Consider the following 24,101-nt stretch of genomic DNA (forward strand, 5'->3'; position numbering starts at 1 on the left):
CATTCAGGAGCCCCACCCGATGAACGCCCCGCTGCCCGAACACATCCTGCGCGCGCTGCAGACCGTCTCGCTTGACGACAAATACGCGCTTGATTCCGGCCGTGCCTTCATGAGCGGCGTGCAGGCCCTGGTGCGCCTGCCGATGCTGCAGCGCACGCGTGATGCGATCGCCGGGTTGAACACCGCTGGCCTCATCAGCGGCTACCGCGGCTCGCCGCTGGGCACCTATGACCAGGCACTGATGCAGGCCAAGAAGCATCTGGCCAAGCAGAACATCGTCTTCCAGCCCGGCGTCAACGAGGAACTCGGCGCGACGGCCGTCTGGGGCACGCAGCAGCTCGACCTCTTCCCCGAGAAGGCCAAGTTCGACGGCGTCTTCGGCCTCTGGTATGGCAAGGGCCCGGGTGTGGACCGCTGCATCGACGTGTTCAAGCACGCCAACATGGCCGGCACGTCCAAGCACGGCGGCGTCATCGCCATCGCGGGCGACGACCACATCGCCAAGAGCTCGACGGCGGCGCACCAGAGCGACCACGTCTTCAAGGCCGTCGGCTTCCCGACCTTCTTCCCCAGCAGCGTGCAGGACATCCTGGACATGGGCCTGCACGCCTTCGCCATGAGCCGCTTCTCGGGCGTGTGGGCGGGCATGAAGACCATCCAGGAGATCGTCGAGAGCTCGAGTTCGGTCAGCGTCGACCCGGACCGCGTCAACATCATCCTGCCGGAAGACTTCCAGATGCCGGCCGGTGGCCTGCACATCCGCTGGCCGGACCCGCCGCTCGAGCAAGAGTCGCGGATGATGAATTACAAGTGGTACGCCGCCCTCGCCTACATCCGCGCGAACAAGCTGAACTACAACGTCATCGAAGGTGCCAACGACCGCTTCGGCATCATCACCAGCGGCAAGGCCTTCAACGACACCCGCCAGGCGCTCAACGACCTGGGCCTGGACGACGACACCTGCCGGCGCCTGGGCATCCGCCTCCACAAGGTCAACGTCGTGTGGCCGCTGGAAGCGCAGATCACGCGCGACTTCGCCAAGGGCCTGCAGGAGATCCTGGTCGTCGAAGAGAAGCGCCAGATCATCGAGTACCAGGTCAAGGAAGAGCTCTACAACTGGCGCGCCGACGTGCGCCCCAATGTGCTCGGCAAGTTCGACGCTGGTGACGGTGGCGAGGGCGGCGAATGGAGCGTGCCCAACCCCAGCGACCACTGGCTGCTGCGCCCGCAGGCCGACCTGACGCCGGCCATCATTGCCCGCGCCATTGCCAAGCGCCTGAAGAAGCTCGGCGTGGACAGCGACGTCGTGGCCCGCCTCGATGCCCGCCTGGCCATCATCGACGCCAAGGAAAACTCGCTGAAGGCCGAGGAGAAGACTGCCGGCGGCGCCGATCGCACGCCGTGGTTCTGCTCGGGCTGCCCGCACAACACCTCCACCCGCGTGCCGGATGGCTCGCGCGCCGTCGGTGGCATCGGCTGCCACTACATGGTCACGTGGATGCCGGGCCGCAACACGGCCACCTTCACGCAGATGGGCGGCGAAGGCGTGCCCTGGGTCGGCCAGGCGCCGTTCACCGACGAGAAGCACATCTTCTCCAACCTCGGCGACGGCACCTACTTCCACAGCGGCAGCCTGGCCATCCGCCAGAGCATCGCCGCGGGTGTCAACATCACCTACAAGATCCTCTACAACGACGCCGTCGCGATGACCGGCGGCCAGCAGGTCGGCGAGCGGCCCGAGGGCCACACCGTCATCCAGATCATGAACAGCGTGATCTCGGAAGGTGTGAAGAAGCTGGTCATCGTCACCGACGAGCCTTTCAAATACGAGGGCGTGGCCCTGGCGCCCGGCGTCACCGTGCACCATCGCGACGAGCTGGACGAGATCCAGCGCCAGTTCCGCGAGCTCGAAGGCACGACGGTCATCATCTACGACCAGACCTGCGCCACCGAAAAGCGCCGCCGTCGCAAGCGCGGCAAGCTGGTGGACCCGGCCAAGCGCGTCGTCATCAACGAGCTGGTCTGCGAGGGCTGCGGCGACTGTTCGGTGCAGTCCAACTGCCTGTCCATCGAGCCGCTGGAAACTGACTTCGGCCGCAAGCGCCAGATCAACCAGAACACCTGCAACAAGGACTACTCCTGCGTGAAGGGCTTCTGCCCGAGCTTCGTCACGGTGGAAGGCGGCGAGCTGAAGAAGCCCAAGAAGGAGGCGCGCAAGAGCCCCTTCGACGCCGCGCTGCCGCAGCTCGCCATGCCCGTCGTGCCCAATCCCGAGAAGGCCTGGGGCATCGTCGTCGGCGGTGTCGGCGGCACCGGCGTCATCACCATCGGCCAGCTGCTGGGCATGGCCGCCCACCTGGAAGGCAAGGGCGTCATCACGCAGGACGCCGCGGGCCTGGCGCAAAAGGGCGGCGCGACCTGGAGCCACATCCAGATCGCCAACTCGCCTGAAGCGATCTTCTGCACCAAGGTCGGCACGGCGGAGGCGGACCTCGTCATCGCCTGCGACGCCATCGTGGCCGCCAACAAGGCCACGCTGGCCGTCATGCGCGAAGGCCGCACCTATGTGGCGCTGAACACGCATGGCTCGCCGACGGCGACGCTGGTGAACGACGCCAACTGGAGCTTCCCCGGCGCCGCCTGCGAGGCGGCCGTGGGCAATGCGGTGGGCCGCGACCATCTCGGCTCCTTCGACGCCGAGGAAGTGGCCGTCAAGCTGGTGGGCGATTCGCTCTACACCAACCCGCTGATGCTGGGCTACGCCTGGCAGCAGGGCCGCATCCCGCTGAGCTATGACGCGCTGATGCGCGCCATCGAGCTCAACGGCGTGCAGATCGACAACAACAAGATCGCCTTCGAATGGGGCCGTCGCTGTGCGCAGGACCTGAAGAGCGTGCAGGCGCTGTATGCGGCCCAGCAGGTCATCCAGATGGTCAAGCGCCAGGGCGTCGACGAGATCATCAGCAAGCGCGTCGACTTCCTGACCGGCTACCAGGACGCCGCCTATGCGGCCGAGTACAAGGCCTTCGTCGACAAGGTGCGCGCCGCCGAAGCCAAGCTCGGGAGCAAGACCACGCTAACCGAAGCGGTGGCGCGCTATCTGTTCAAGCTGATGGCCTACAAGGACGAGTACGAGGTGGCCCGACTGCACACCGACACATCGTTCATCAACAAGATCGCCAATCAGTTCGAGGGCGACTACAAGCTGGTGCACCACCTGGCGCCGCCGCTGCTGGCCAAGAAGAACAACAAGGGCGAGTTGGTGAAGCAGCAGTTCGGCAGCTGGATCCGGCCTGCCTTCGGCCTGCTGGCCAAGATGAAGGGCCTGCGCGGCACGGCCTTTGACATCTTCGGCCACACCGCGGAGCGCAAGATGGAGCGTCGCTGGATTGCCGACTACCGCGCCGGTGTCGACAAGGCCCTGGCTGGCCTGACGGCTGAGTCACTGGCCAACGCCGTCGAACTGGCCCGTGTGCCGGAAGACATCCGCGGCTACGGCCATGTGAAGGAGCGCCACGAGAAGGTCGCCAAGGCCAAGTGGGACAGCTTGCTGGCCAAGGTCTGATCTCGCGCAGGCCGCACACTTGCGTGCGGGCCGAGCGCCGGGCCGCTCCCTAGCCGGCCCGCCTCAGGCGATGTGCTTGCGGCTCAATGCCGCGAGCATCGCCGCCCCCTCGGGGGACCGACCAGGCACGCCCGCGTTCAGCAGGGCGCGACTGGGCGAGGGGCTCACGGTCTCACTGTGGAGTGCTGCAGCACGATCAGCCAGCGTCCCTCGATGCGCTGGTAAGCAAAGCTGTAGCGCGCCGGCCTCTCCTTTGACAGCCCGTCGACCTGTTCGGTGAACTCGTATTCGCCCGAGCGCACGGCGGTTTCGCCGAACAGCATCAGGTTGCCGATCATCCAGCGCATGCGGGCCGTCGGCCGCTGCGCCATCTGCTCGAAGAACACCGGCAGCGCGACGCCATCCAGCGGCACGGCCAGGTATTCGTCGTCGGTGATCAGCGCGCCCGGGGCATACAACTGCTGCAGCCGCCGCGGGTCGCGGCTGTTGTAGGCGTCCTTCCAGTCCTCCAGCGCCAGCATCAGCTCGCTGACGCAGCTGTTGCCGGGCCGGTCGCAGGGCAGCGGCGGCGACACGCTCACGCTGGGCGTCGAGCAGCCGCTGCTCAGCACCGCCAGCACGCAGGCCGCAACAGTGAGCGTCGCTCGCAACTTGCCGATCATTTCCATGTCCGCTCCCATCTTGTGGCGCGGATTGTGAAGCGCTGCCGCCGCGGTGCGCGGATCGCCAGGGTGTGAATCCTCCCCTGGGGGGCATTCCCTGAATGGCGCTGACTTTGCGGCCACCTAGACTGCGGCCCTTTTGCAGGGAGTGCAGATGAACAAGAGCTTCCGCGGCCTGCTGGCCGCCCTGGTCGCCTGCGCGGCCTTTGCGGCCCAGGCCGCCGACGCACCGCCCGAGAATCCCGCCTGGACCGAGGCCAAGGCCGCTGCCAAGGCCGGTCCGGCCGATGTGGCCATTGCCGGCCAGGCCACGCTGCACCTGCCGGCCGACCGCATCTTCATTCCCCAGCCCCAGGCCGGCAAGCTGCTGCGTGCCATGGGCAATCCGGGCGAGCACAGCGAGCTGGCCGGGCTGGTCTTCCCCAAGGGCGAGGGCGAATGGTTCGCCACGCTGCGCTATATCGCCTCCGGCTATGTGAAGGACGGCGACGCCAAGGAGTGGAAGGCTGACGAGCTGCTGGCCAGCTACAAGGAAGGCACCGAGGCCAGCAACGACGAGCGCAAGAAGATGGGCGTGGCGCCCCTCGAGATCACCGGCTGGGCCGAGCCGCCGGCCTACGAGGCGACCCAGCACCGCCTGGTCTGGGCCATGAGCTCCAAGGAAAAGGGCGCACCGGCCGATGCCGCCCTCGGCGTCAACTACAACACCTACGCTCTCGGCCGTGAGGGCTATCTGAGCCTGAACTTCATCACCGACCTGAAGGACCTGCCGGCGCAGAAGCCCGATGCCAAGGCCCTGCTCGGCGCGCTGGAGTTCGACAAGGGCAAGCGTTACGAAGACTTCGACTCGGCCACCGACCATGTCGCCGAGTACGGCCTGGCAGCCCTGGTCGTCGGCGTCGGCGCCAAGAAGCTGGGCCTGCTGGCCGTCATCTTTGCCTTCGTCGCCAAGTTCGCCAAGATCATCTTCATCGCGGTCATCGGCTTCGGCGCGGCCATCACCAAGTTCTTCAAGCGCGACAAGCCCGCCTCCTGATGCTCAAGCTGCTCGCGCTGCTGCTGTCGGGCGCCAAGTTCGGCAAGCTGCTGACCACCGGCGGCAGCATGCTGATCTCGCTGGTGGTCTATGCCTGGATCTACGGCTGGCGCTATGCGGCGGGCTTCATCGCGCTGCTCTTCGTGCACGAGATGGGGCATTTCATCGCGGCGCGCTACAAGGGGCTGAACGTCGGTGCGCCGACCTTCATCCCCTTCGTCGGCGCCTGGGTCGAGCTCAAGGACATGCCCCACGATGCCCAGACCGAGGCCTTCGTCGGCCTCGGCGGGCCGCTGCTCGGCACGGTGGGCGCGACCGTCACCTATCTGATGGCGCGCTCATGGGGCGCCGACTGGCTGCTGGCCGTGTCCTACAGCGGCTTCTTCCTGAACCTGTTCAACCTGATCCCCATCTCGCCCTTCGACGGTGGCCGCATCACCGCCGTGCTGTCACCGCGCATCTGGCTGCTGGGCGCGCCCATGCTGGTCGCGCTGTTCTTCTGGCGCCCCAGCCCGATGCTGATCCTGATGGCGCTGCTGGCCTGGCCGCAGCTCATCAAGGCCTGGAAGCACCGTTCAGACAGCGCCGAGGCGCAGACCTATTACGCCGTGCCCGCCGCCGTGAAGTGGGAGTACGCCACCTACTACCTGGTGCTGGCCGCCTACCTCGCCGTCATGTGCCACGACGTGCACGAGATGCTGGCCGTCATGCGGGGCTGACACGAGTTGGCGCCCGACGCCGGTGGGAGCCGCCGCTCGGTTTCGGCCCTGTTTCGTGCCAGGGCGCACTACGATCCAGCCGCCCTGTGGCTTGGAGGTCCTCCCATGACCCGCATCTGCCTGCTGCTGGCCTTGTGCCTGTCCGCCCTGCTGGCGGCGCCGGCCCGCGCTGAGCGGCGCCTGCGCGGCTGTGCCCATCCGGCCGCCCAGCCGATGAGCTGGGAACAGCAGGGCCGCATGCATGGCGTTTGTGTCGAGATGGCGCGGCGGGCCTTTGCGGCAGCGGGCTGGACGTTGGAGGTCGAGGCGGTCGGTCCCTGGGCGCGCTGCCAGGCGCTGGTCGAGCGCGGCGACGTGGACGCGATGGTGTGTGCCTTCGACAACCCCAAGCGCCGCGAGTACGCGCTGGTCGTCGAACCCGCGCTGGCGCGCAACGAGGCGGCTCTGTTCGTGCGGCGCGACAGCCCGGTGCGCTTCGACACCTGGACTGATCTGGCCGGCCTGCGGGTCGGCGTCGGCCGGGGTGTGAGCTTTGGCACCGAGGTCGACCGGCAGCTGGCTCGGCAGGCCCAGGTGGACAACGCGCTCAGCGAGGACCTGAACCTGCGCAAGCTGTTGCTGGGCCGCCTGGACGCGGTGGTGACCGCGCGAGAGGCAGGTGTCCAGATGCTGCGAGCGATGGGTTGCGAGCAAGAGGTGCGCATGCTGCCTCGCGGGCTGGGCGCAGAGGGGCTGCATCTGCAGATCTCGCGTCGCTCTCCCGCTGCAGCGGCCACGCCGCAGATCCGCGACTATCTACAGCAGGCCGACTATCCGGCGGCGCTGCAGCTGCTGCACCGCCAGCAGGCAGAGCTCTATCGCCAGCAGAACCCGCCGCCCGAAGCGGGCCGGTGCGCACGCTGAGGGCGTGTCAAGTCAGGCTTCACCAGACAAGAGCCGCGCGGCCGCCGACCACGCCTAGACTGGGCCGCGCATGCCTGCCGCCGCCTCTTCGACCTCGACCGCAACGGACCGCCGTTGGCTTGGCCTGCTGCTGGCGGTGCTGGGCGCCATCGGCTTCTCGGGCAAGGCCATCATCGTCAAGCTGGCCTACCGCTACGGCGTGGACGCGGTCACCCTGCTGATGTGGCGCATGCTGCTGGCCCTGCCTTTCTTCCTGGCCATGGCCTGGTGGGCGGGGCGGGGCAAGCCTGCACTGACAGGGCAGGACTGGCGCGATATTGCGGTACTGGGTTTCACCGGCTACTACCTGGCCAGCTATCTCGACTTCGCGGGCCTGGCCTACATCACGGCCAGTCTCGAGCGCCTCATCCTGTATCTCAACCCGACGCTGGTGCTGCTGATCTCGGTGGTGTTCTTCCACCATCGCCTGCAGGCCCGCCAGGTCGTGGCGCTCGCCATCAGCTATGCCGGTGTCGTCGCGGTGTTCGCGCATGAGTTGAGCTTCGAAGGCAGGAACACCGCCATCGGCGCTGCCCTGGTGTTCGCCAGCGCCATCAGCTATGCCATCTATCTCGCGCTGTCCGGCAAGGTCGTGCAGCGCCTGGGCTCGATGCGCCTGGCCGGCCTGGCCAGCAGCGTGGCCTGCGCCTTGTGCATTGGCCAGTTCGCCGTGCTGAAGCCCATCTCCGCCTTCATCGTGCCCGAGCCGGTGATGTGGCTGTCGCTGCTCAACGCCACCGCTTGCACGGTGGCACCGGTGCTGATGGTGATGCTGGCCATCGCCCGCATCGGCGCGCCGCTGTCGTCGCAGGTCGGCATGGTGGGCCCCATGAGCACCATCCTGATGGGCGTCTTCATCCTCGACGAGCCGATGAATGCCTGGATCGTGCTCGGCACGGCGCTGGTGATGGTCGGTGTCTTTCTCGTCACCGCCCGTACAAGTAACCAGGCAACCACAGCGTCATTCCCGGCCAGAGATACATGAACACCATGCACAGGATGACGATGAGCATGTAAGGCATCATGCCCGCGAAGATCTGGTTCAGCGTCACGTGCGGCGGGCTCACGCCCTTCAGATAGAAGGCCGACATGGCAACCGGCGGGCTCAGGAAGGCGGCCTGCAGGTTCACGAACACCAGCACGCCCCACAGCATGGGGTCGATCTGGAAGTGGGCCAGCAGCGGCAGGAAGATGGGCACGAAGATGACGATGATCTCCGTCCACTCCAGCGGCCAGCCGAGCACGAAGATGATGGCCTGGGACAGCAGCATGAACTGCAGCGGCGTCAGGTCCATGGACAGCACCCAGCGCTCCACCAGCGCCTGGCCACCCAGCAGCGCGAACACCGCGGAGAACAGCGCCGAGCCGACGAAGAGCCAGCAGACCATGGACGTCGTCTTGGCCGTCAGGAACACCGCTTCCTTGGTCTTCTGGAAGGTCAGCGAGCCCGCCTGCCAGGCCATCAGGAAGGCCCCTGCCGCGCCCACCGCGGCCGACTCGGTGGCCGTCGTGATGCCGAACAGGATGACGCCCAGCACCACCAGCGTCAGGATGCCCAGCGGCATCACCGACGACACCAGCATGTTCAGGATCTCGTATTGCTCGGCGTCGAAGCGCCAGTAGTACCAGGCCAGCAATGCTGCCGTCAGCGCGCAGGCGATGGCGAAGCCCGTGTAGAAACCCGCCGGCACGGCTTCGGGGTGGGGCGCGTCGTCGGCGGAGCCGCCCATGCGCTGCAGCGGCTCGTCGGCGGCAGGCTTGGCGGCGCCGGGCTCGGCCAGCGCGCCGGGGGGCTCGCTCAACCCGGATGAAGAACCCGGGGGCTCCTTCAAGCCACCACTGGCGCCGGGAGGCTCGGCCAGCCCGCCAGAGTTCGGCGGCTCCTGCAGCCCGCCAGACGCGGCCGGCGCGGCCAGCTGCTGCGTTGGCGCGGGGGCCGCAGCCTCGGTCTTCTGCGTGTAGATGGTGACGTACCACCACGTCGTGCCCAGGCAGACGATGGCCAGCCATAGCGGCACCAGCGCGCGCAGCAGGCCCACCGCCAGCCCGCCCCAGCTCATGGAGGCGCCGGCTGGCGACAGCAGCGCCTTCACGAGGGCCCACAGCATGCGCGGCGAATAACGCTCTGCCAGTGCCGCCACGGCCGGCGAGATCGGCGCGCGCTGCTGCTCCGGCGGCAGTTGCGGCGCGACCTTGGGGTCGATCATCGCCCAGCCGATCACGTAGACGAGGTAGAGGAAGGCCAGGAAGAAGCCCGGGAACATCGCCGCTGCGTAGAGCTTGACGACCGACTGCCCGGCCACGGCCGCGTAGACGATGATCATCACGGAGGGCGGGATCAGGATGCCCAGCGTGCCGCCAGCGGTGATGACACCCGCGGCCAGGCGCGTGTCATAGCCGGCCTTCAGCATGGGCCGCATCGCGATGACGCCCATCAGCACGACGACGGCGCCGACCAGGCCGCTGGCGATGCCCCAGAAGGTGCAGATGACCAGCGTCGTGACGGCCAGCGAGCCGGGCAGGCGGCGGAAGGCCAACTGCACGCTGTGGAACATCTTGTCCACCAGCGCGCCGCGCTCCATCACATAGCCCATCAGCACAAAGAGCGGTATCGACAGCAGCGTGTCGTTGTTCATCGCGCCGTAGGCGCGCTGCACCATCAGGTCGAAGATGCGGTTGTCCAGCCAGGGCTGGCCGGGGTCGTAGAAGGCGACGAAGCCGAACAGCATGCCCAGGCCCATCAGCGTGAAGGCCGTCGGGAAACCGAGCAGGATGACGACCACGATGAGGCTGAGCATGGTCAGGCCGAGGGCGGCATTACTCATGCGGGTTGCCTCCAGTGGTGCTGCGCTGGCGCGCGATTTCGTCGATGCTCTTGGTCCGTTCGATGGCTTCGCGGGCCGCGTCGGCGTCGACATGCGTGCTGGCCGCCAGCTGCTGCTCGACGACGTCGATCTCCTCGGCGTCGCGCAGCCGTGGCGTCCACGCCCCCGTGCGTATGCAGACGATGCAGCGCAGGATCTCGGACAGGCCCTGCAGCATGACCATCGCGCCGGCGATCGGGATGATGGCCTTGAAGGGGTAGACCGGCAGCGGCGTGGCGTTGAAGGTCGTCTCGTGGATGCGCAGCGAGTCGCCGAAGTAGGTCCAGCCGCTCCAGGTCAGCGCGCCGATGCCGGGCAGGAAGAAGACGACGTAGAGCACGAGGTCCAGCCAGGCCTGGGTGCGCGGCTGCATGCGCCCGTAGAGGAAGTCGCCGCGCACATGGCCGTCGTGGGCCAGCGCGTAGGCGCCGCCCATCATGAACAGCGTGCCGTAGAGCATGTTGCTCGCGTCGAAGATCCAGGCCGTCGGCATGTTCAGCGCGTAGCGCTTGAACACCTCGGCCACCACCATCAGCATCAGCACGACGATCAGCCAGGCGGAGGCCTTGCCGACCCACGTGCTGATGCCGTCCACCCGATGCAGCAGCTTCTGCACATCCATCGCGACACCCCTCATGCAGGACAGGCCCCGAAGGGCCCGTCGATTGACACGCTCAGTGGGACTTCAGCCCTTCTTGGCGAAGTAGTGGTTCCAGGCCATCTTGAAGTCGACCAGGTAGTCGTTCTGCCATTGGCCGGCACGCAGGGCGAAGGCACGCTGGCTGTCCAGCACCTTCTTGAAGTGCGGGTTCTCGGCCGACTTCTTGGCGATCACCTTGTCCCAGGATTCGAGCTGGTTGCGCAGGATGGCGTCCGGCGTCTTGTAGAAGGCCACGCCGCCCTTCTTCATCTCGGCGTAGTCCTTGGAATTGCGGTCGATGGCCTTCCAGCTCATGTCGGCGCTGGACGCCTGCACCGCGTAGTCGATGATCTTCTTCAGCTCGGCCGGCAACGCGTTGTACTTGCCCTTGTTGAACAGGATCTCGAACTGCTCGGTGCTCTGGTGGAAGCTCTGCAGCATGCAGTTCTTGGCCACGTCGGGGAAGCCGAGGATGCGGTCGCTGGTGGCGTTGTTGAACTCGGCCGCATCGATGAGGCCGCGGTCCAGCGCCGCGACGATCTCGCCGCCGGGCAGCGGGTTCACGGCCGCACCCTGCTCGGTGTAGAGGTCCACCGCCAGGCCCACGGTGCGGAACTTGACGCCCTTCATCTGGTCCAGGTTGGCCACCGGCTTCTTGAACCAGCCATAGGGCTGGGTCGGCATCGGGCCGTACAGGAAGGACACCACTTCCATGTTGATGGACTTGTAGATTTCCTCCAGCAGGGCCTCGCCGCCGCCGTAGTTGTGCCAGGCCAGCAGCATGTTCGGGTCCATGCCGAAGCCCGGGCCGGAGCCCCACAGCGCCAGCGCCGAGTTCTTGCCGTAGTGATAGGCCACCACGCCGTGGCCGCCGTCCAGCGTGCCCTTGTTGACGGCCTCGAGCAGCTGGAAGGCCGGCACCACCGCGTTGGACGGCAGCACCTCGATCTTCAGCCGGCCGCCGGCCATGTCGTTGACCTTCTTGGCGAAGTCCTGGGCGTACTCGTGGAAGATGTCCTTGGCAGGCCAGGTCGACTGGAAGCGCAGGCTGACGGTCTCCGCTTTCGAGATCATGGGGGCTGCCAGGGCGGCACCCCCGGCCGTCGTGGCCGCGGCCGTCTTGATGAAGCGACGGCGAGCGCTGGGTTTCTGGGTCATGGGCTGTCTCCAATGGATGTTTTGAATGCGCCTTCAACAGAACCTGCGGCCGGGCGCGCGCCGCTGAGACCGAGTCTGGCTGGGAGCTGTCGGTGCGCAACTGGGTCAAACCCACGGGATTGCACGCACCACCCCCGAGCCGTTCAAAATCGCTGAACATTGGCGACAAGGCCAATGAACCGCTCCCCCCTCTGCCGGGAACACACTGCAAACCCATATGAGCCCTGCCAACCGCTACACCCCCATCGCCATCGCGCTGCACTGGTTGCTGGCGCTGGCCATCGTCGGCGCCTTCGGCGTGGGTCTGTACATGACCAGCCTGCCGTTCTCGCCCACGCGGCTCAAGCTCTACAACTGGCACAAATGGGCCGGCGTCACCATCCTGACGCTGTCCGCCTTGCGCCTGTTGTGGCGCCTCACCCATCGCCCGCCAGCCGACATCCCCATGCCGGCCTGGCAGTTGCGCGCCGCTCATGTGACGCACAACCTGCTCTATGTGCTGTTCTTCGCCGTGCCGCTGTCCGGCTGGGCCTACAGCTCGGCGGCGGGTTTTCCCATCGTCTGGTTCGGCGTGCTGCCGCTACCCGACTTCGTGGGCAAGGACAAGGAACTCGCCGAGACGCTGAAGCTGGTGCACCACTTCGCCGCCTATGGCCTGAGCCTGCTCGTCGCCGCCCATGTGGCCGCCGCCCTCAAGCACCACTTCATCGACCGCGACGGCCTGCTTGCCCGCATGGGCCTGGGTCGCGCCTGAAAGGACCTCATGAAACGCCTGTTCTCCGCCCTGTTGATCGCCACCAGCGCCCTGGCCACCCAGGCTGCCACGCTGCAACCCGAGAAGAGCGACCTCAGCTTCACCTTCAAGCAGATGGGCGTGCCGGTGGACGGCAAGTTCAAGAAGTTCGAAGCCCAGCTCGATTTCGACACCAAGAAGCCCGAGGCCGGCAAGATCGCCTTCACGGTGGACCTGGGCAGCGTGTCCCTGGGCGACGCCAGCTTCGACGCCGAGCTCGCCAAGACGCCCTGGTTCGACACCAAGCGCAACGGCAAGGCCACATTTGTGTCCAGTGGCATCAAGGCCACCGGCCCCGGCAAATACGACGTGGCCGGCAAGCTGACCATCAAGGGTGCCAGCCGCGATGTTGTCGTGCCCCTCACGCTGGCCTCTGGCGTGGCCAGTGGCAGCGTGGCCATCAAGCGCCTGGACTTCAAGATCGGTGACGGCGAATGGGCCGACACCTCCATGGTGGCCAACGATGTGACCGTGAAGTTCAAACTGTCTTTCGCCGGCCTGTAACCTCAACCCCTTCCTTCCCCTCACCCCCCGGAGACCTTCACGATGAAGAAAGCCCTGCTGCTCGCCACCCTGCTCGCCGCCGTTGGCGCCGCCCAGGCCCAAAGCGCCACCTACGCCATCGACCCCAGCCACACGGCGGTCACCTTCGAAGCCAAGCATTTCGGCACCAGCACGCTGCGCGGCCGCTGGGACAAGAAGGAAGGTTCGGTCACGCTGGACAAGGCCGCCAAGACCGGCAAGGTCGAGTTCACCATCGACATGGCCTCCCTCACGACCGGTACGGCCCCGTTCGACGGCCACCTGAAGAGCAAGGACTTCTTCGCCGTCGAGGAGTTCCCGACGGCCAAGTTCGTCGGCGACAAGTTCACCTTCAATGGCGACAAGGTCGCCAGCGTCTCCGGCGAGCTGACGTTGCGCGGCAAGACCAACCCGGTCACGCTGACGGCCACCGGCTTCAACTGCTACGAGAACCCGCGCCTGAAGCGCGAGGTTTGCGGCGGCGACTTCGAGACCACCATCCAGCGCAGCCAGTGGGGCATCGTCTACGCCATGCCGGCCGTCACGCCGGACGCCATCCGCCTGCTGGTCCAGGTCGAGGCCATCAAGCAGTAAACCCGCTGCCCTTCCTCTCGAAGCCCGCCTCTGGCGGGCTTTTTGCTGGGCGATCCGTGAACTATTCCCACGGCCTTCACAGCCCTGTCACAGCCGGCCGCACGGCCTGTCGCCCGTCCATGCAGTTCGTCCCCCACCCCGGCCGGCGTGTCGCGTCAAGCCCACGGCGCCCGGCCACTCTGCTTACAGTGGCCCCAACGACGACAAACCGGCCATGACTCCCACCTTCTCTCCCAGCCCCCAGCAAAAGCTCTGGATCGAGCGCTGGCAGCGTTTTTCCGCCACGGTGGTGCGCTACTTCCACATCTACGCCGGCTGGCTGGTCGGCATCAGCTGGAAGCGCTTCGTGCTGCTGTCGCTGGCGCTGCTGATCGGCGTCAACGTGCTGAAGAACCTGCCCCCCTTCACCTGGCGCGTCAGCGAGCAGGTCGAGGACCATGACCATGGCGCCGAGCGCCGCCGGGCCAAGGCCGAGGCCGAAGCCAAGAAGGCTGTCGAGCAGGCCCGCAAGGCCGTCGACAAGGCGGGCAAGAAGGAGGCCGACAAGGGCATCCACTACGAAGTCAAGATCGACGAGCGCGGCGTGCGCATCCAGCCGGTGCGCCCGGCCTCGGCAGCCAGTGCCGTCGATGACGACGGTGAGCCCAAGGCCGACCCGGCCCCGGCCATCTCCATCGACTTCCCCAAGAGTGCCCGCCCTGAGGACATCCGCGCCGCCATCGACCAGGCCAAGGAGCAGCTCGGCCAGCTCAAGCAGGAGGCCGAGGAGGTCAAGGACGCTCAGCAGGCCGCCGCCGAGGCCCAGGCTGCGCTGCAGGACGCCGTCGAGGAAGCAAGCAATGCCCAGAGCCGCAAGCGCGTCACCATCGTGCATGCCGGCGACTCCCTGGTCGACCTGGCCATCCTGTGGATCCTGGCCTCGGCCGTCATCAAGGCCATGTACAAGGGTCGCATCCAGGCCGAGGTCAAGGCCGCCCAGGCGGCCGAGAACGCCGAGAGCGAAGCCCTGAAGCGCCAGGTCATCGAGGCCCGCATGGCCGCCATGCAGGCCCAGGTCGAGCCGCACTTCCTGTTCAACACGCTGGCGTCCATCGACCACCTCATCGAGGTCGACCCGCCGCGGGCCAGCCAGATGCAGAAGAACCTGATCGCGCTGCTGCGGGCCTCCATGCCCACCATGCGCGAGGCCAACGCCACCGCCACCCGTGACCTGGGCCGCGAGCTGGCCGTCATCCGGCCCTATCTCGAGATCCTGAAGATGCGCATGGAAGAGCGCCTGCAGACCGAGATCGACGTGCCCGAGGGCCTGCTGTCCGCCGAATTCCCGCCCATGATGATCCAGGGCCTGGTCGAGAACGCCATCAAGCATGGCCTCGAACCCAAGGCCGAGGGCGGCAGCCTGAAGGTCAAGGCCGAGATCGTGCACGGCAAGCTGGCCGTCACGGTCGCCGACACCGGCCTGGGCTTCGGCCGCGCCGCCACCAGCGGCACCGGCGTGGGCCTGGCCAACATCCGCGAACGCCTGCAACTGCTGCATGGCAGCAAGGCCAGCGTCACCGTCACCGAGAACCAACCCAGTGGCACGGTCGTCACGATCACCGTGCCCTATCGCAGCCGCAACGACGAAGGAGTCGCAGCATGAAAACCCTGTTCAAGATCCTGTTCATTGGCACCGCGCTGATGGTCCTGGTGGCGATGTTCGGCGGCTTTGCGCTGCTGCACCACCACGGCGGCCCGGACATGCACATCGTGCTGGACGACGGCGAGTTCTTCCTCGGCGGCAGCGATTTCGGCGACTGGCTGGGTGCCAGCATCGGCCTCTTCGTCGCGGCCCTGGTCTGCATCGTCGTCGTGCCCCTGGTGCTGCTGCTGGGCGTGGCCCTGCCGCTGCTCATCGTCGGCGGCGTGCTGGCCCTGGTCGTGGCCAGCCTGCTCGGCGTCGGCGCCGTGCTCGGCTCGCCGCTGATCCTGCTCGGCCTGCTGCTCTTCGTCGTCCTGCGCAACCGCAGCCGCGCCAACACCGCCAAATCGACGCCAGTCTGAACTAGCATCGTCGGCTATGAGCAATGCACCCATCCGTGCCGTTCTGGCCGACGACGAAAGACTGATGCGCGAGCAATTGCGCGCCCGATTGACCGAGGTCTGGCCCGAGCTGGAGATCGTCGCCGAGGCCAAGAACGGCCTCGAGGCCGTCGAGCTGACGAAGCAGCACAAGCCCGACATCGTCTTCCTCGACATCCGCATGCCGGGCCTGACCGGCGTGGAGGCTGCCCGCCAGATCGCCCAACTGGGCGACGAGGGGACCGACGAGGACGACGACTGGCTGGTGCCCGAGATCGTCTTCATCACCGCCTACGACCAGTACGCTGTCGAGGCCTTCGAGCAGGGCGTGGCCGACTATGTGCTGAAGCCCGCCGAGCGTGAGCGCCTGCAGCTGACGGTGGCCCGCATCAAGAAGCGCCTGGCCCAGCGCGAGGCGCCGTCAAGCGACTTCAGCGACAGCGCGCCGGTGCCGCTGCAGCAGCTGCTGCACAAGTTGTCGGGGCAGATGAACCCCGCGGGCAAGCCGCAATATCTGCAGTGGATCCAGGCCACCGTCGGCCAGGCCATCCAGATGATCCCGGTCGAGGACGTGCTGTTCTTCATCAGCGACGAGAAGTACACCCGGGTGCAGACGGCCAAGGTCGAGGCGCTGATCCGCAAGCCCATCAAGGAGCTGGTGGACGAACTCGACCCGCAGGTCTTCTGGCAGATCCACCGCTCCACACTCGTGAACGCGCGCGCCATCGACGGCATCACGCGCGACTTCCGCGGCCGTCAGCTGGTGGGCGTGCGCGGCCTGACCGAGAAGCTCGAAGTCAGCCGCAGCTACACGCACCTGTTCAAGGGCATGTAGGCTCGCGCGAGCGGCGCATCCCTGCTTTGGGCGATCTGCGGCGTTGCAAATGCTCGCCGGGCGCGAGCCCGGCTCCGCTTTGCGCCTTGCAGCTCATCCCAAACCAGGGCGCGCCGCACGCGCGGCGGCACTGGCTGAAAGTGGGTTACTTTTCTACAAACGCGCGCTCGATGACGTAGTCGCCGGGCGTCGTCGTGCTGCCTTCCTTGAAGCCGCGGATCTCCAGCATCTCCTGCATGTCCTTCAGCAGCGCGGGGCTGCCGCACAGCATGATGCGGTCGGTCTCGGGGTCCAGCGCCGGCAGGCCCAGGTCTTCCTGCAGCTTGCCGGTCTGGATCAGGTCGGTGATGCGGCCCATGTTCTTGAAAGGCTCGCGCGTGACCGTCGGGTAGTACAGCAGCTGCTCGGCAGCGAATTCGCCGAGGAATTCGTGCTGGTGCAGGTCGACCGTGAGGTGGTCGTGATAGGCCAGCTCGTTCACATGGCGCACGCCATGCACGACGATGACCTTCTCGAAGCGCTCATAGGTCTCGGGGTCGCGCGCGACGCTGATGAAGGGCGCCAGGCCCGTGCCGCTGCCCAGCAGGTAGAGGTTCTTGCCCGGCAGCAGATAGTCGATCAGCAGCGTGCCCGTGGGCTTGCGGCCGACGATGATCTTGTCACCCGGCTTGATGTGCTGCAGCTTGGAGGTCAGCGGGCCGTCCGGCACCTTGATGCTGAGGAATTCCAGCTGTTCTTCGTAGTTGGCGCTGACGATGCTGTAGGCGCGCAGCAGCGGTTTGCCCGTCTCCGTCTTCAGGCCGATCATCGTGAAGTGGCCATTGGAAAAACGCAGGGCCTGGTCGCGCGTCGTCGTGAAGCTGAACAGGCGGTCGGTCCAATGGTGGACGGTCAGGACGGTCTCTTCGTGGAAGGCACTCATGTCGGTCGTTGTGGCGGACGGTTTGGCGGGTTAACCCCTGGATTTTCACCGGGAAGCGATATACGGGAGTCGCATAAGGGTCAACAGCCTGTTTCGATGCGCAGAAGCCTCGCCCCGGCACCCTCGCCGCGCTTGACGTCCTCGGGGTTGTAAAGGGCGCAGGCCTTCAGCGACAGGCAGCCACAGCCGATGCAGCCCGTCAGCCGCTCGCGCAGCTGCTGCAGGGCCGCGATGCGTTCGTCCAGCAGCGGCGCCCAGCCGGCCGACAGCCGCGTCCAGTCGGCCTTGGTGGGCGTGCGGCTCTGCGGCAGGGTGGCCAGCGCCGCCTTGATCTGTGGCAGCGTCAGCCCCACCACCTGGGCGGCGCGGATGAAGGCCACCCGGCGCAGCACATGGCGCGGGTATTGGCGGTGCCCGCCGCTGCTGCGGCCGCCGGCAATCAGACCTTCGGCCTCGTAGAAGCGCAGCGCGCTGGCTGCCACGCCCGAGCGCTTGGCCAGCTGGCCGATGCTCAGGGGAGCGGTCGGGCCGTCAGGGCTTGACTTCAAGTCCACTTGAACTTCGAGCATGGCGCCATGTTCCCACAGCCGAGACCGCCATGCTGATGAAGACCGCCACCCCCGCGCCCGCCACGCTGGCCCAACTGCACCACCTGCTCGATGCCGGCGCGGCGCTGTCGCCCACCTACCGTGGCCGCCTGAGCAACCACCTGCCCATGGCCCAGCAGGCGCTGCTGGAGCTGGGCGCCTCGGCCGCACGCCTGCAAGCCTGGAGCGAGGGCTATGAAGCCCACCTCGAGCCGCGCGTCAACGGCCGCCCGGCCAGCATCAGCCTGGAGCGCGACCTGGGGCGGCCGGACAGCGAGGCCGCCTGGCACGCCCACTTCGCCGCGCGCATCGCGGAGACCGGCGCCGCTGACACGTTGCGCGAGGCCCTGGCGCTGCTGTTGCCCGGCGTGGGAGCGATCGCCTTCCATGGCCTGATCCGCACCGGCCATGCTGTGCTGGCCGGCCATGACGGCGAGCTGGCCAGCGGTCTCGCCCACTGGGCGGCCCACTTCCTGCCGCTGCCGTCGCCGACGACGGCCGACGCTCCGCCGCTGGAAATGGCCGATTGGTTGCAGGCGCTGCGCAAGCTGCCGCCTGTCATCTACCCGGCGGGCGCGCTGATCCATGGCCGCATGCAGGCCTGGGGCGAATCGCCCGACTTCGCCGCGGTCGCCGGCCGTCTGCGGCAAGGGCCGGACACGCTGCGCGAGCTGGCGCTGCTGGCGGCGCGCACCTATTCAGCGACCGGCAACTTCACCGTGCTGCATCTGCTGACGGCCAGCCACGCGATGGGGGTGCTGGAACCCTGGTGGCCGGCGCCCGGGCTGGCCCTCGGCTTCAGCATCGCCGCGGCGGCCGGCCTGCTGGCCAGCGGCGCCGAGCCGGCGCTGATGCTTGACCGCCCGCCCAGCCGTCCCTGGCCGGCACTGATCGCGGCTGCCTGTGAACAGGACGACGCCCATGTCATCAAGCTCACCCATGCCGCCTGGCGCCTTGGCCGGCGCTGGCCCGACCCGGCCTGGCGTCGCGCCGTGGAACGGGCCATTCCATTTTGATGGAAGGAAAATTCCAGTAAACTGGAATGCATGGACATCACGCAACGCATCGGCCGCCGCCTCCACGAACTTCGCTCGGCTGCCGGCCTGTCGCTGGACGCGCTGGCGCAGAAGAGCGGCGTCAGCCGCTCCAACATCTCGCTGATCGAGCGCGGCCAGAGCAGCCCGACGGCGGTCGTGCTGGACAAGCTGTCGTCGGCCCTCGGCGTCAGCGTCGCGTCGATGTTCGAGGCCGGCCCCGCGCCAGCGGCGCCTTCGCCATTGACGCGCGTGGCCGATCAGCCCGTCTGGGATGACCCCGCCTCGGGCTACCGCCGCCGCAATGTGTCCCCGGCCGGCGCGTCGCCACTGCAGCTGGTGGACGTCGTCTTCCCGGCCGGTCAACGCGTGTCCTTCGAGACGTCGGAGCGTGACGCCGACATTCATCAGCTGGTCTGGATGATCGATGGCGTCATGGAAATCGGCCACGGCAGCGAGCAGTGGCAGCTGAACCCCGGCGACTGCCTGGCCATGCGGCTGGATGCGCCCATCCGTTTCCACAATCCTGGAACCAAGCCGGCGCGCTACCTTGTTGCGCTCACTGGAGCCCGCCCATGAACGTCCGCGAACTCGATGGCGCCGAGGCGCTGGCCCGTGTGGATGAACTGGCCGAGGTGCTGCGCGATTGCGTCGAGGGTGGCGCGTCGGTGGGGTTCATGCTGCCGCTGGCGACCGGCCGGCCCGAGGCGTTCTGGCGCAAGGTGGCAGCGGGAGTCGCTGCGGGTGAGCGCCATCTCTTCGTCGCCGAAGACGAGGCTGGCCGCATCTGCGGCACGCTGTCCCTTGTCACCGACATGCCGGACAACCAACCTCATCGGGCGGACGTCAGCAAGATGCTGGTTCACCGCCGCATGCGCCGACAAGGCGTCGCCGAGCGGCTGCTGCGGGCGCTGCAGTCGCGAGCGCAAGAACTGGGCAAGACGACGCTGGTGCTCGACACCGTCACGGGCAGCGATGCATCGCGGGTCTACGAAAGAACGGGCTGGCAGCGGGCGGGGGACATTCCGAACTACGCGCTGATGCCGGATGGGGCGCCATGCTCTACAACGTACTACTACCGGGCTCTTTGACGGAGATGGCGCGCTAGGCTGCGAGCGGCTGTGAGTTGTCATCGGTGTCTTGCGGGAGCATTCAATGCAGCATCGCTTCTTAGCGCAGTTCGGCGTCGCACTGTTCATCTGCACGACGGTTCACGCTGACGACGCGCTGATTTCGCAGTCGTTCGATGCCGAGGGGATTGAGCGCGTCGTCTTGAGATCGGCGCACGCAGAACGGGCGAAGGTTGAAACTGCGAACGCGATGCAAATCACGGTCGCTGGTCGTGTCGAGGGCGGTGCTCAGGGCTATCACTCCCCCGATCCGAACTGGAAGGAAACACCCGCATCTCAATGGGGCATGAAGTTCGTTGCCAAGCGCTTTGGCCCGGTCTTGGTGGTGTCCAGCCTGAACGAGATGGGCTACATCCACCATCAGTACGCTATTGAGGCCATCACAGTCACCTTGCCGAAAGATGCGCAGCTCGTTCGAGAGACGCGCACGCTCACCGGTTCCGGTGATCCTGACCTCCGCGACCCTCAGTAGCCGGGTCGCTTTGGGTCAAGCCCTGAACCCGATTCCCCTGCGCTCGCGCACCTCCGGCTTGGCCCGATGCTCAGCCTCCAGCTGAGCCAGGAACTCATCCGGCGTGAAGGCCTCGCCGAGGATCTCGACCTGGTTCCGAACGGCTGCGAAGTCGCCATGCGTCAGGCAGTCCATCGCGGCCAGTCGCACGCGTTGCTCGTCCGTCGGGGCCTCGCCCGCCTCGCGCTCGAACATCGCCATGCGTTGCTCGGCTTTCAGCGCCTTGAAGCGGATCTTGAACGCGAAGCGCCGCAGTGCCGCTTCGTCGAGATCGTCAAACAGATTGGTCGTGCAGATGAAGAGGCCGCTGAAGCGCTCCATGCCGGCCAGCATCTCGTTGACTTCACTGACCTCGTAGTTGCGCTCGGCATGCTTGCGGCTGCGCAAAAAACTGTCGGCTTCGTCGAGCAGCAGCACGGCGCCTTCGGTCTGGGCCGTTTCGAACATGCGGGCCATGTTCTGCTCGGTCTCGCCGACGAACTTGCTGGCGATGTCGCTGGCGCGGCGCACCATCAGCGGCCGGCCCAGGGCCTGGGCGATATGTTCGGCCAGCGCGGTCTTGCCGCTGCCGGGCGGGCCGTAGAAGCAGAGCTGGCCGCTGCCCTTGCGGCGCAGGGCCTCGACGATGCGCGGGATCTCGAAGCGGCTTTCGCAATTCAGCAGACTCAGCGCGTAGCTGGTGACGCAGGGCCGAGCCATGCTGCTGCCATCGTCGCGGCCCAGGGCCTTGTCGGCGTTCAGCAGCTGTCGCTCGATGAGTTTCTCGGCCTCATCTGCACCGCCGGCCAACTGGGCAAAGCGCACTGCGGTGCGGATCTGCGCCGGCGTCAGGCCCGGGCGCTCGGCCAGCTTGGCGATGAAGGTTTCGCTGACGCTGACTTCACCCAGCGCCTTGGACACCAGGCCCTTGCGTGCACCGGGCGGCGGCGACTTCAGCTCCAGGTGGTACTGGAAGCGGCGCCGGAAGGCCGGGTCGATCTGCTCGATGCGGTTGGTCACCCAGATGACGGGCACCGGGTTGGTTTCCAGGATCTGGTTGACCCAGGCCTTGCCGCTGACCGAGTTGCCGACGCCACCTTCGCCGCTGGCGTCCAGCCGGTTGAGCAGCGACGCCGTGTCGCTGGACAAGGGCGGGAACACGTCCTCGACCTCGTCGAACAGCAGGGCCACATTGGCGCTGGCCTTCAGGAAGACCTGGCTGATCTGCAGCGAGCGGTAGCGGTCGCGGCCGGACAGGGAATTGCCGTCGCGATCGGCGTACTCGACCTCGTACAAATCCAGGCCCGCGGCCGCGGCGGCCACCTTGGCCAGCTCCGTCTTGCCCGTCCCCGGGGGGCCGTAGAGCAGCACGTTGACGCCGGTCGCATGCGTGGCGACGGCCTGGCGCAGCAGGCCTTGCAGCAGGCCCAGGTCGTCGCTGACGAACTGGAAATCGCTGGCGCCGAGCATGCTCAGCGTGGCCGGCCGCGTGAACACGGCCATCAGGTCATGCGGGCCCTGGTATTCGCGCATGAGTACCGGCGGCAGCTGGTCGCTGACCTTCATCAGGTCGGCCAGGTCGGTGATGTTGTGCTCCGAGATCAGGTTCTCGACCATGCCGATGCGCTCCAGGCGCGAGCCGGCGCGCAGGGCTTCGGCCACCTCGCGCTCATCGACACCGGCGACGGCGGCAATCGCCGCAAAGGCCTCCTGGGCCGTGTTGACCTTGAACTCGACGAGGGCGCCGCGCAGTTCGCGCTGGTAGCGGGCCAGCGTGCCGTACAGCAGGATGGCGCGCTCGGCCGGGTTGAGCTGCAGCAGCGTGCCCAGTGCGGCGATGTTCTTCTCGACCAGCGTCGACTCGCGCTTGAGCTGGCGGTCCAGGTGCTCGCAGGTGGTGGCGAGCAGGGCCATCATGTCCTTGGGTGCGTCCTTGACGTATTCGTCGAGGTAGAAGAACAGCGTGGCTTCCGAGAACGGGCCGCTCCATTGGCCGAAGCGGTCCAGGAAGGCCTCGTCGCTCAGCGCGTCGTGGCCGCGCCACAGCTCGTTGCCGGCGCAGCGCTGCCCCAGATAGCCGCGCAGCCTCTGCAGCACGCGCGTGGGCCAGACGAGGTGGCGGCCCGTGAAGGACAGCAGGCCGTTGAAGTCGCGGCGCAGATTGAAGCGGCCCGCGTGCCTGACGGTCAGCGTCAGCACGAACTGCGAGCACATGCGGTCCAGCACCGGGGCGCTGTCCAGGCCGGGCGAGGGCAGCACGCGGGCAGATGCCCGGGCGGCTGTCTCAGCGGCGACTCGCTTCACCATTCGATGGACTCCTTGCGCAGCCTGCAACGGCCGGCGCGGACCCATCTTGTATCAGGCTTGGCGGCAGATCAATGCAAGATCGGCCCCCCAAGTGCTCAGTGCATCACGACTGGTTGCTGGCCCATCACGGCATAGCGCTCGATGAAGGCGTCCAGTTCGTCCTCGGAAGGCTCGCCGTCGTCGATGAGGGCCTGCACGCCTTGCTGGAAGGATTCGGCCAGGGCGCCCTCGATGAAGATTTCCTTGCGGGCGAACTTGTCGACGATCTCGAAACCGCCGCGGTTCAGCTGCGGACCGGCTTCCACCGCCTGAAGCTCGGCGTGCGGCACGTCAAACTGGACGACGATGAAGCTGTCGGAGTTGTAGAGCATGTGCATGGAGTTCTCCTCAGGGCTTCAACTGCGGGTGGGGCCGGGCGTTTCAAGCCCCGCTTGGTTCAGATACTGGCAGAACACCCCGCTGTTCGGGTCATCCCATGCGCTGACAACGTGTAGGAAGCGTCAGGAGTTCACGTCGGACAGACGGATCTCGAAACCGCGCGTTTCCGGGTCGCCCTGGCGCAGCCGCACCGGCCAGTAGGCCCGCGCCGGGTCCAGCCACAGCTCGACGCCGGGGTCACGCTCACCCAGCGGCAGGCGGCGCAGATGCAGCATGCCGGCGTCTTCGGGGCCTGGATCCACGGCCTCGAAGGTCCATTCCCGCAGCTCGCCGCGCAGTCCGGCTACCCAGACGCGCCAGCGCCCGCCGGGTGCCGGGGCGGCCTGCACCAGCGCCGCGAGCTGCAGCCACCAGGACAGGCGGTCCTGCGCGCCCTCCGGCAGGTCGAGCTGGGCGGGGCTGGCCGAAAAGCTGACGCGCCGGCCCTCGGCATCGAAGTTGATGGCCTGGCGGTCCTGGCCGCCGCGCTGCAGCGCGAAGCGTTCGGGCGCCAGGCCGGCACTGCCCAGATGGCCCAGGCTTTCCAGCGCCGGCAGGGCGCGCTCGCCGACGCGGCGTGTCAGGCGCAGGCTGTAGCGGCCGTCGGCCTCGGGGCGCCAGTCCAGCAGGGCCTCGCCATCCTGGCCGCCCTGGCGCAGCCGGAAATGCCAAGCGGCCGGGCCGGCCAGCCGCAGCAAGGGTGCATCGAGCGCAGGGGCGGGCGCTTCCACCGCCGGCATGGGAGGCCGGGTGCTGGGGCGGCTTGAGCGCGCCTGGGGCGAGGGCGGGACGGGCAGCGCCGGTTCGGGCAGGGCCGTTGGCG

General features: G+C 67.3%; 23 protein-coding genes and 1 pseudogene. 15 read left to right on the forward strand and 9 right to left on the reverse strand.

Annotated elements, in window-relative coordinates; genetic code table 11:
• Positions 1-19: 19 nt before the first annotated feature.
• Positions 20-3,565 carry an indolepyruvate ferredoxin oxidoreductase family protein gene (locus tag AC1DW3_RS07885; protein ID WP_477930236.1) on the forward strand — a complete coding sequence of 1,182 codons (3,546 nt, stop codon included), beginning with the start codon at positions 20-22 and terminating at the stop codon, positions 3,563-3,565.
• 164 nt (positions 3,566-3,729) lie between these two features.
• Here the strand turns inward: AC1DW3_RS07885 and AC1DW3_RS07890 are convergent, their stop codons facing one another.
• Positions 3,730-4,233 (reverse strand): DUF4440 domain-containing protein, encoded by a 504-nt coding sequence (locus AC1DW3_RS07890; RefSeq protein ID WP_477930237.1) that lies wholly within the window; start codon positions 4,231-4,233, stop codon positions 3,730-3,732.
• Between the two features lie 148 nt (positions 4,234-4,381).
• On the opposite strand from AC1DW3_RS07890, the gene AC1DW3_RS07895 reads away from it, so the two are divergent.
• From AC1DW3_RS07895 to AC1DW3_RS07910, 4 genes are all read left to right on the forward strand, one after another.
• The gene (locus AC1DW3_RS07895; RefSeq protein WP_477930239.1) at positions 4,382-5,263 is read left to right on the forward strand and encodes a DUF2167 domain-containing protein; all 882 of its coding nucleotides are present in this window, start codon (positions 4,382-4,384) and stop codon (positions 5,261-5,263) included.
• The gene (locus tag AC1DW3_RS07900; protein ID WP_477930241.1) at positions 5,263-5,982 is read left to right on the forward strand and encodes a site-2 protease family protein; all 720 of its coding nucleotides are present in this window, start codon (positions 5,263-5,265) and stop codon (positions 5,980-5,982) included. The genes AC1DW3_RS07895 and AC1DW3_RS07900 overlap by 1 nt, the downstream gene beginning before the upstream one ends.
• Positions 5,983-6,087: 105 nt before the next feature.
• Positions 6,088-6,885 carry a substrate-binding periplasmic protein gene (locus tag AC1DW3_RS07905; protein WP_477930243.1) on the forward strand — a complete coding sequence of 266 codons (798 nt, stop codon included), beginning with the start codon at positions 6,088-6,090 and terminating at the stop codon, positions 6,883-6,885.
• Between the two features lie 70 nt (positions 6,886-6,955).
• On the forward strand, positions 6,956-7,909 hold the full coding sequence (locus tag AC1DW3_RS07910; RefSeq protein WP_477930245.1) for a DMT family transporter: 954 nt from the start codon (positions 6,956-6,958) through the stop codon (positions 7,907-7,909).
• On the opposite strand, the gene AC1DW3_RS07915 is transcribed toward AC1DW3_RS07910, so the two are convergent.
• The 3 genes from AC1DW3_RS07915 to AC1DW3_RS07925 form a co-directional block, all read right to left on the reverse strand.
• Positions 7,851-9,749 (reverse strand): TRAP transporter large permease, encoded by a 1,899-nt coding sequence (locus tag AC1DW3_RS07915; protein WP_477930247.1) that lies wholly within the window; start codon positions 9,747-9,749, stop codon positions 7,851-7,853. The genes AC1DW3_RS07910 and AC1DW3_RS07915 overlap by 59 nt on opposite strands.
• Positions 9,742-10,410 carry a TRAP transporter small permease subunit gene (locus AC1DW3_RS07920; protein ID WP_477930280.1) on the reverse strand — a complete coding sequence of 223 codons (669 nt, stop codon included), beginning with the start codon at positions 10,408-10,410 and terminating at the stop codon, positions 9,742-9,744. The genes AC1DW3_RS07915 and AC1DW3_RS07920 overlap by 8 nt, the downstream gene beginning before the upstream one ends.
• 63 nt (positions 10,411-10,473) lie before the next feature.
• Positions 10,474-11,586: a TRAP transporter substrate-binding protein gene (locus tag AC1DW3_RS07925; RefSeq protein WP_477930249.1), complete on the reverse strand. Its 1,113-nt coding sequence runs from the start codon at positions 11,584-11,586 to the stop codon at positions 10,474-10,476.
• A 217-nt stretch (positions 11,587-11,803) separates the two neighbouring features.
• On the opposite strand from AC1DW3_RS07925, the gene AC1DW3_RS07930 reads away from it, so the two are divergent.
• From AC1DW3_RS07930 to AC1DW3_RS07955, 6 genes are all read left to right on the forward strand, one after another.
• Positions 11,804-12,340, forward strand: coding sequence for a cytochrome b (locus AC1DW3_RS07930; protein ID WP_477930251.1), 537 nt, complete (start codon positions 11,804-11,806; stop codon positions 12,338-12,340).
• 9 nt (positions 12,341-12,349) lie between these two features.
• Positions 12,350-12,883, forward strand: coding sequence for a YceI family protein (locus AC1DW3_RS07935; RefSeq protein WP_477930253.1), 534 nt, complete (start codon positions 12,350-12,352; stop codon positions 12,881-12,883).
• A 42-nt stretch (positions 12,884-12,925) separates the two neighbouring features.
• Complete coding sequence (locus AC1DW3_RS07940) at positions 12,926-13,495, forward strand: YceI family protein (RefSeq protein ID WP_477930255.1); 570 nt, start codon at positions 12,926-12,928, stop codon at positions 13,493-13,495.
• Between the two features lie 214 nt (positions 13,496-13,709).
• On the forward strand, positions 13,710-15,137 hold the full coding sequence (locus AC1DW3_RS07945; protein ID WP_477930257.1) for a sensor histidine kinase: 1,428 nt from the start codon (positions 13,710-13,712) through the stop codon (positions 15,135-15,137).
• Complete coding sequence (locus AC1DW3_RS07950; protein WP_477930259.1) at positions 15,134-15,538, forward strand: hypothetical protein; 405 nt, start codon at positions 15,134-15,136, stop codon at positions 15,536-15,538. The genes AC1DW3_RS07945 and AC1DW3_RS07950 overlap by 4 nt, the downstream gene beginning before the upstream one ends.
• A gap of 16 nt (positions 15,539-15,554) precedes the next feature.
• A complete protein-coding gene (locus AC1DW3_RS07955) occupies positions 15,555-16,391 on the forward strand; it encodes a LytR/AlgR family response regulator transcription factor (protein ID WP_477930260.1) in 837 nt (278 codons plus the stop codon).
• Positions 16,392-16,536: 145 nt separating this feature from the next.
• Here AC1DW3_RS07955 and AC1DW3_RS07960 read toward each other — a convergent pair whose 3' ends face one another.
• Together AC1DW3_RS07960 and soxR are read right to left on the reverse strand one after the other, a co-directional pair.
• Entirely contained in the window at positions 16,537-17,313 is a 777-nt protein-coding gene (locus tag AC1DW3_RS07960) for a ferredoxin--NADP reductase (RefSeq protein ID WP_457445897.1), read from the reverse strand.
• Between the two features lie 80 nt (positions 17,314-17,393).
• Entirely contained in the window at positions 17,394-17,882 is a 489-nt protein-coding gene (gene soxR, locus AC1DW3_RS07965) for a redox-sensitive transcriptional activator SoxR (RefSeq protein ID WP_477930263.1), read from the reverse strand.
• A 29-nt stretch (positions 17,883-17,911) separates the two neighbouring features.
• Between soxR and AC1DW3_RS07970 the strand changes: the two genes are divergently transcribed.
• From AC1DW3_RS07970 to AC1DW3_RS07985, 4 genes are all read left to right on the forward strand, one after another.
• Complete coding sequence (locus AC1DW3_RS07970) at positions 17,912-18,916, forward strand: questin oxidase family protein (protein WP_477930264.1); 1,005 nt, start codon at positions 17,912-17,914, stop codon at positions 18,914-18,916.
• A 30-nt stretch (positions 18,917-18,946) separates the two neighbouring features.
• Complete coding sequence (locus AC1DW3_RS07975) at positions 18,947-19,513, forward strand: helix-turn-helix domain-containing protein (protein ID WP_477930266.1); 567 nt, start codon at positions 18,947-18,949, stop codon at positions 19,511-19,513.
• Positions 19,510-20,025 (forward strand): N-acetyltransferase family protein, encoded by a 516-nt coding sequence (locus AC1DW3_RS07980; RefSeq protein ID WP_477930268.1) that lies wholly within the window; start codon positions 19,510-19,512, stop codon positions 20,023-20,025. The genes AC1DW3_RS07975 and AC1DW3_RS07980 overlap by 4 nt, the downstream gene beginning before the upstream one ends.
• A 64-nt stretch (positions 20,026-20,089) precedes the next feature.
• On the forward strand, positions 20,090-20,536 hold the full coding sequence (locus AC1DW3_RS07985) for a hypothetical protein (RefSeq protein ID WP_477930270.1): 447 nt from the start codon (positions 20,090-20,092) through the stop codon (positions 20,534-20,536).
• Between the two features lie 15 nt (positions 20,537-20,551).
• Here AC1DW3_RS07985 and AC1DW3_RS07990 read toward each other — a convergent pair whose 3' ends face one another.
• The 3 genes and pseudogenes from AC1DW3_RS07990 to AC1DW3_RS08000 form a co-directional block, all read right to left on the reverse strand.
• Positions 20,552-22,861, reverse strand: coding sequence for an ATP-binding protein (locus AC1DW3_RS07990; protein WP_477930272.1), 2,310 nt, complete (start codon positions 22,859-22,861; stop codon positions 20,552-20,554).
• A 95-nt stretch (positions 22,862-22,956) separates the two neighbouring features.
• Positions 22,957-23,238: a BTH_I0359 family protein gene (locus tag AC1DW3_RS07995; RefSeq protein ID WP_056191800.1), complete on the reverse strand. Its 282-nt coding sequence runs from the start codon at positions 23,236-23,238 to the stop codon at positions 22,957-22,959.
• A gap of 123 nt (positions 23,239-23,361) precedes the next feature.
• Positions 23,362-24,101, reverse strand: a pseudogene (locus AC1DW3_RS08000) (hypothetical protein); the annotation flags it as partial.

This window comes from Roseateles sp. P2_H4 (assembly GCF_056403315.1).

Bases quoted from the DNA above. Each gene is read 5' to 3' on its own strand.
- AC1DW3_RS07910 (WP_477930245.1), top strand. From the start codon at position 6,956: ATGCCTGCCGCCGCCTCTTCGACCTCGACCGCAACGGACCGCCGTTGG.
- AC1DW3_RS07905 (WP_477930243.1), top strand. From the start codon at position 6,088: ATGACCCGCATCTGCCTGCTGCTGGCCTTGTGCCTGTCCGCCCTGCTG.
- AC1DW3_RS07970 (WP_477930264.1), top strand. From the start codon at position 17,912: ATGCTGATGAAGACCGCCACCCCCGCGCCCGCCACGCTGGCCCAACTG.
- AC1DW3_RS07960 (WP_457445897.1), bottom strand. From the start codon at position 17,313: ATGAGTGCCTTCCACGAAGAGACCGTCCTGACCGTCCACCATTGGACC.
- AC1DW3_RS07900 (WP_477930241.1), top strand. From the start codon at position 5,263: ATGCTCAAGCTGCTCGCGCTGCTGCTGTCGGGCGCCAAGTTCGGCAAG.
- AC1DW3_RS07975 (WP_477930266.1), top strand. From the start codon at position 18,947: ATGGACATCACGCAACGCATCGGCCGCCGCCTCCACGAACTTCGCTCG.
- AC1DW3_RS07940 (WP_477930255.1), top strand. From the start codon at position 12,926: ATGAAGAAAGCCCTGCTGCTCGCCACCCTGCTCGCCGCCGTTGGCGCC.
- AC1DW3_RS07895 (WP_477930239.1), top strand. From the start codon at position 4,382: ATGAACAAGAGCTTCCGCGGCCTGCTGGCCGCCCTGGTCGCCTGCGCG.
- AC1DW3_RS07945 (WP_477930257.1), top strand. From the start codon at position 13,710: ATGACTCCCACCTTCTCTCCCAGCCCCCAGCAAAAGCTCTGGATCGAG.
- AC1DW3_RS07995 (WP_056191800.1), bottom strand. From the start codon at position 23,238: ATGCACATGCTCTACAACTCCGACAGCTTCATCGTCGTCCAGTTTGAC.
- AC1DW3_RS07935 (WP_477930253.1), top strand. From the start codon at position 12,350: ATGAAACGCCTGTTCTCCGCCCTGTTGATCGCCACCAGCGCCCTGGCC.
- AC1DW3_RS07950 (WP_477930259.1), top strand. From the start codon at position 15,134: ATGAAAACCCTGTTCAAGATCCTGTTCATTGGCACCGCGCTGATGGTC.
- AC1DW3_RS07885 (WP_477930236.1), top strand. From the start codon at position 20: ATGAACGCCCCGCTGCCCGAACACATCCTGCGCGCGCTGCAGACCGTC.
- AC1DW3_RS07980 (WP_477930268.1), top strand. From the start codon at position 19,510: ATGAACGTCCGCGAACTCGATGGCGCCGAGGCGCTGGCCCGTGTGGAT.
- AC1DW3_RS07955 (WP_477930260.1), top strand. From the start codon at position 15,555: ATGAGCAATGCACCCATCCGTGCCGTTCTGGCCGACGACGAAAGACTG.
- AC1DW3_RS07915 (WP_477930247.1), bottom strand. From the start codon at position 9,749: ATGAGTAATGCCGCCCTCGGCCTGACCATGCTCAGCCTCATCGTGGTC.
- AC1DW3_RS07920 (WP_477930280.1), bottom strand. From the start codon at position 10,410: ATGGATGTGCAGAAGCTGCTGCATCGGGTGGACGGCATCAGCACGTGG.
- soxR (WP_477930263.1), bottom strand. From the start codon at position 17,882: ATGCTCGAAGTTCAAGTGGACTTGAAGTCAAGCCCTGACGGCCCGACC.
- AC1DW3_RS07985 (WP_477930270.1), top strand. From the start codon at position 20,090: ATGCAGCATCGCTTCTTAGCGCAGTTCGGCGTCGCACTGTTCATCTGC.
- AC1DW3_RS07890 (WP_477930237.1), bottom strand. From the start codon at position 4,233: ATGGAAATGATCGGCAAGTTGCGAGCGACGCTCACTGTTGCGGCCTGC.
- AC1DW3_RS07925 (WP_477930249.1), bottom strand. From the start codon at position 11,586: ATGACCCAGAAACCCAGCGCTCGCCGTCGCTTCATCAAGACGGCCGCG.
- AC1DW3_RS07990 (WP_477930272.1), bottom strand. From the start codon at position 22,861: ATGGTGAAGCGAGTCGCCGCTGAGACAGCCGCCCGGGCATCTGCCCGC.
- AC1DW3_RS07930 (WP_477930251.1), top strand. From the start codon at position 11,804: ATGAGCCCTGCCAACCGCTACACCCCCATCGCCATCGCGCTGCACTGG.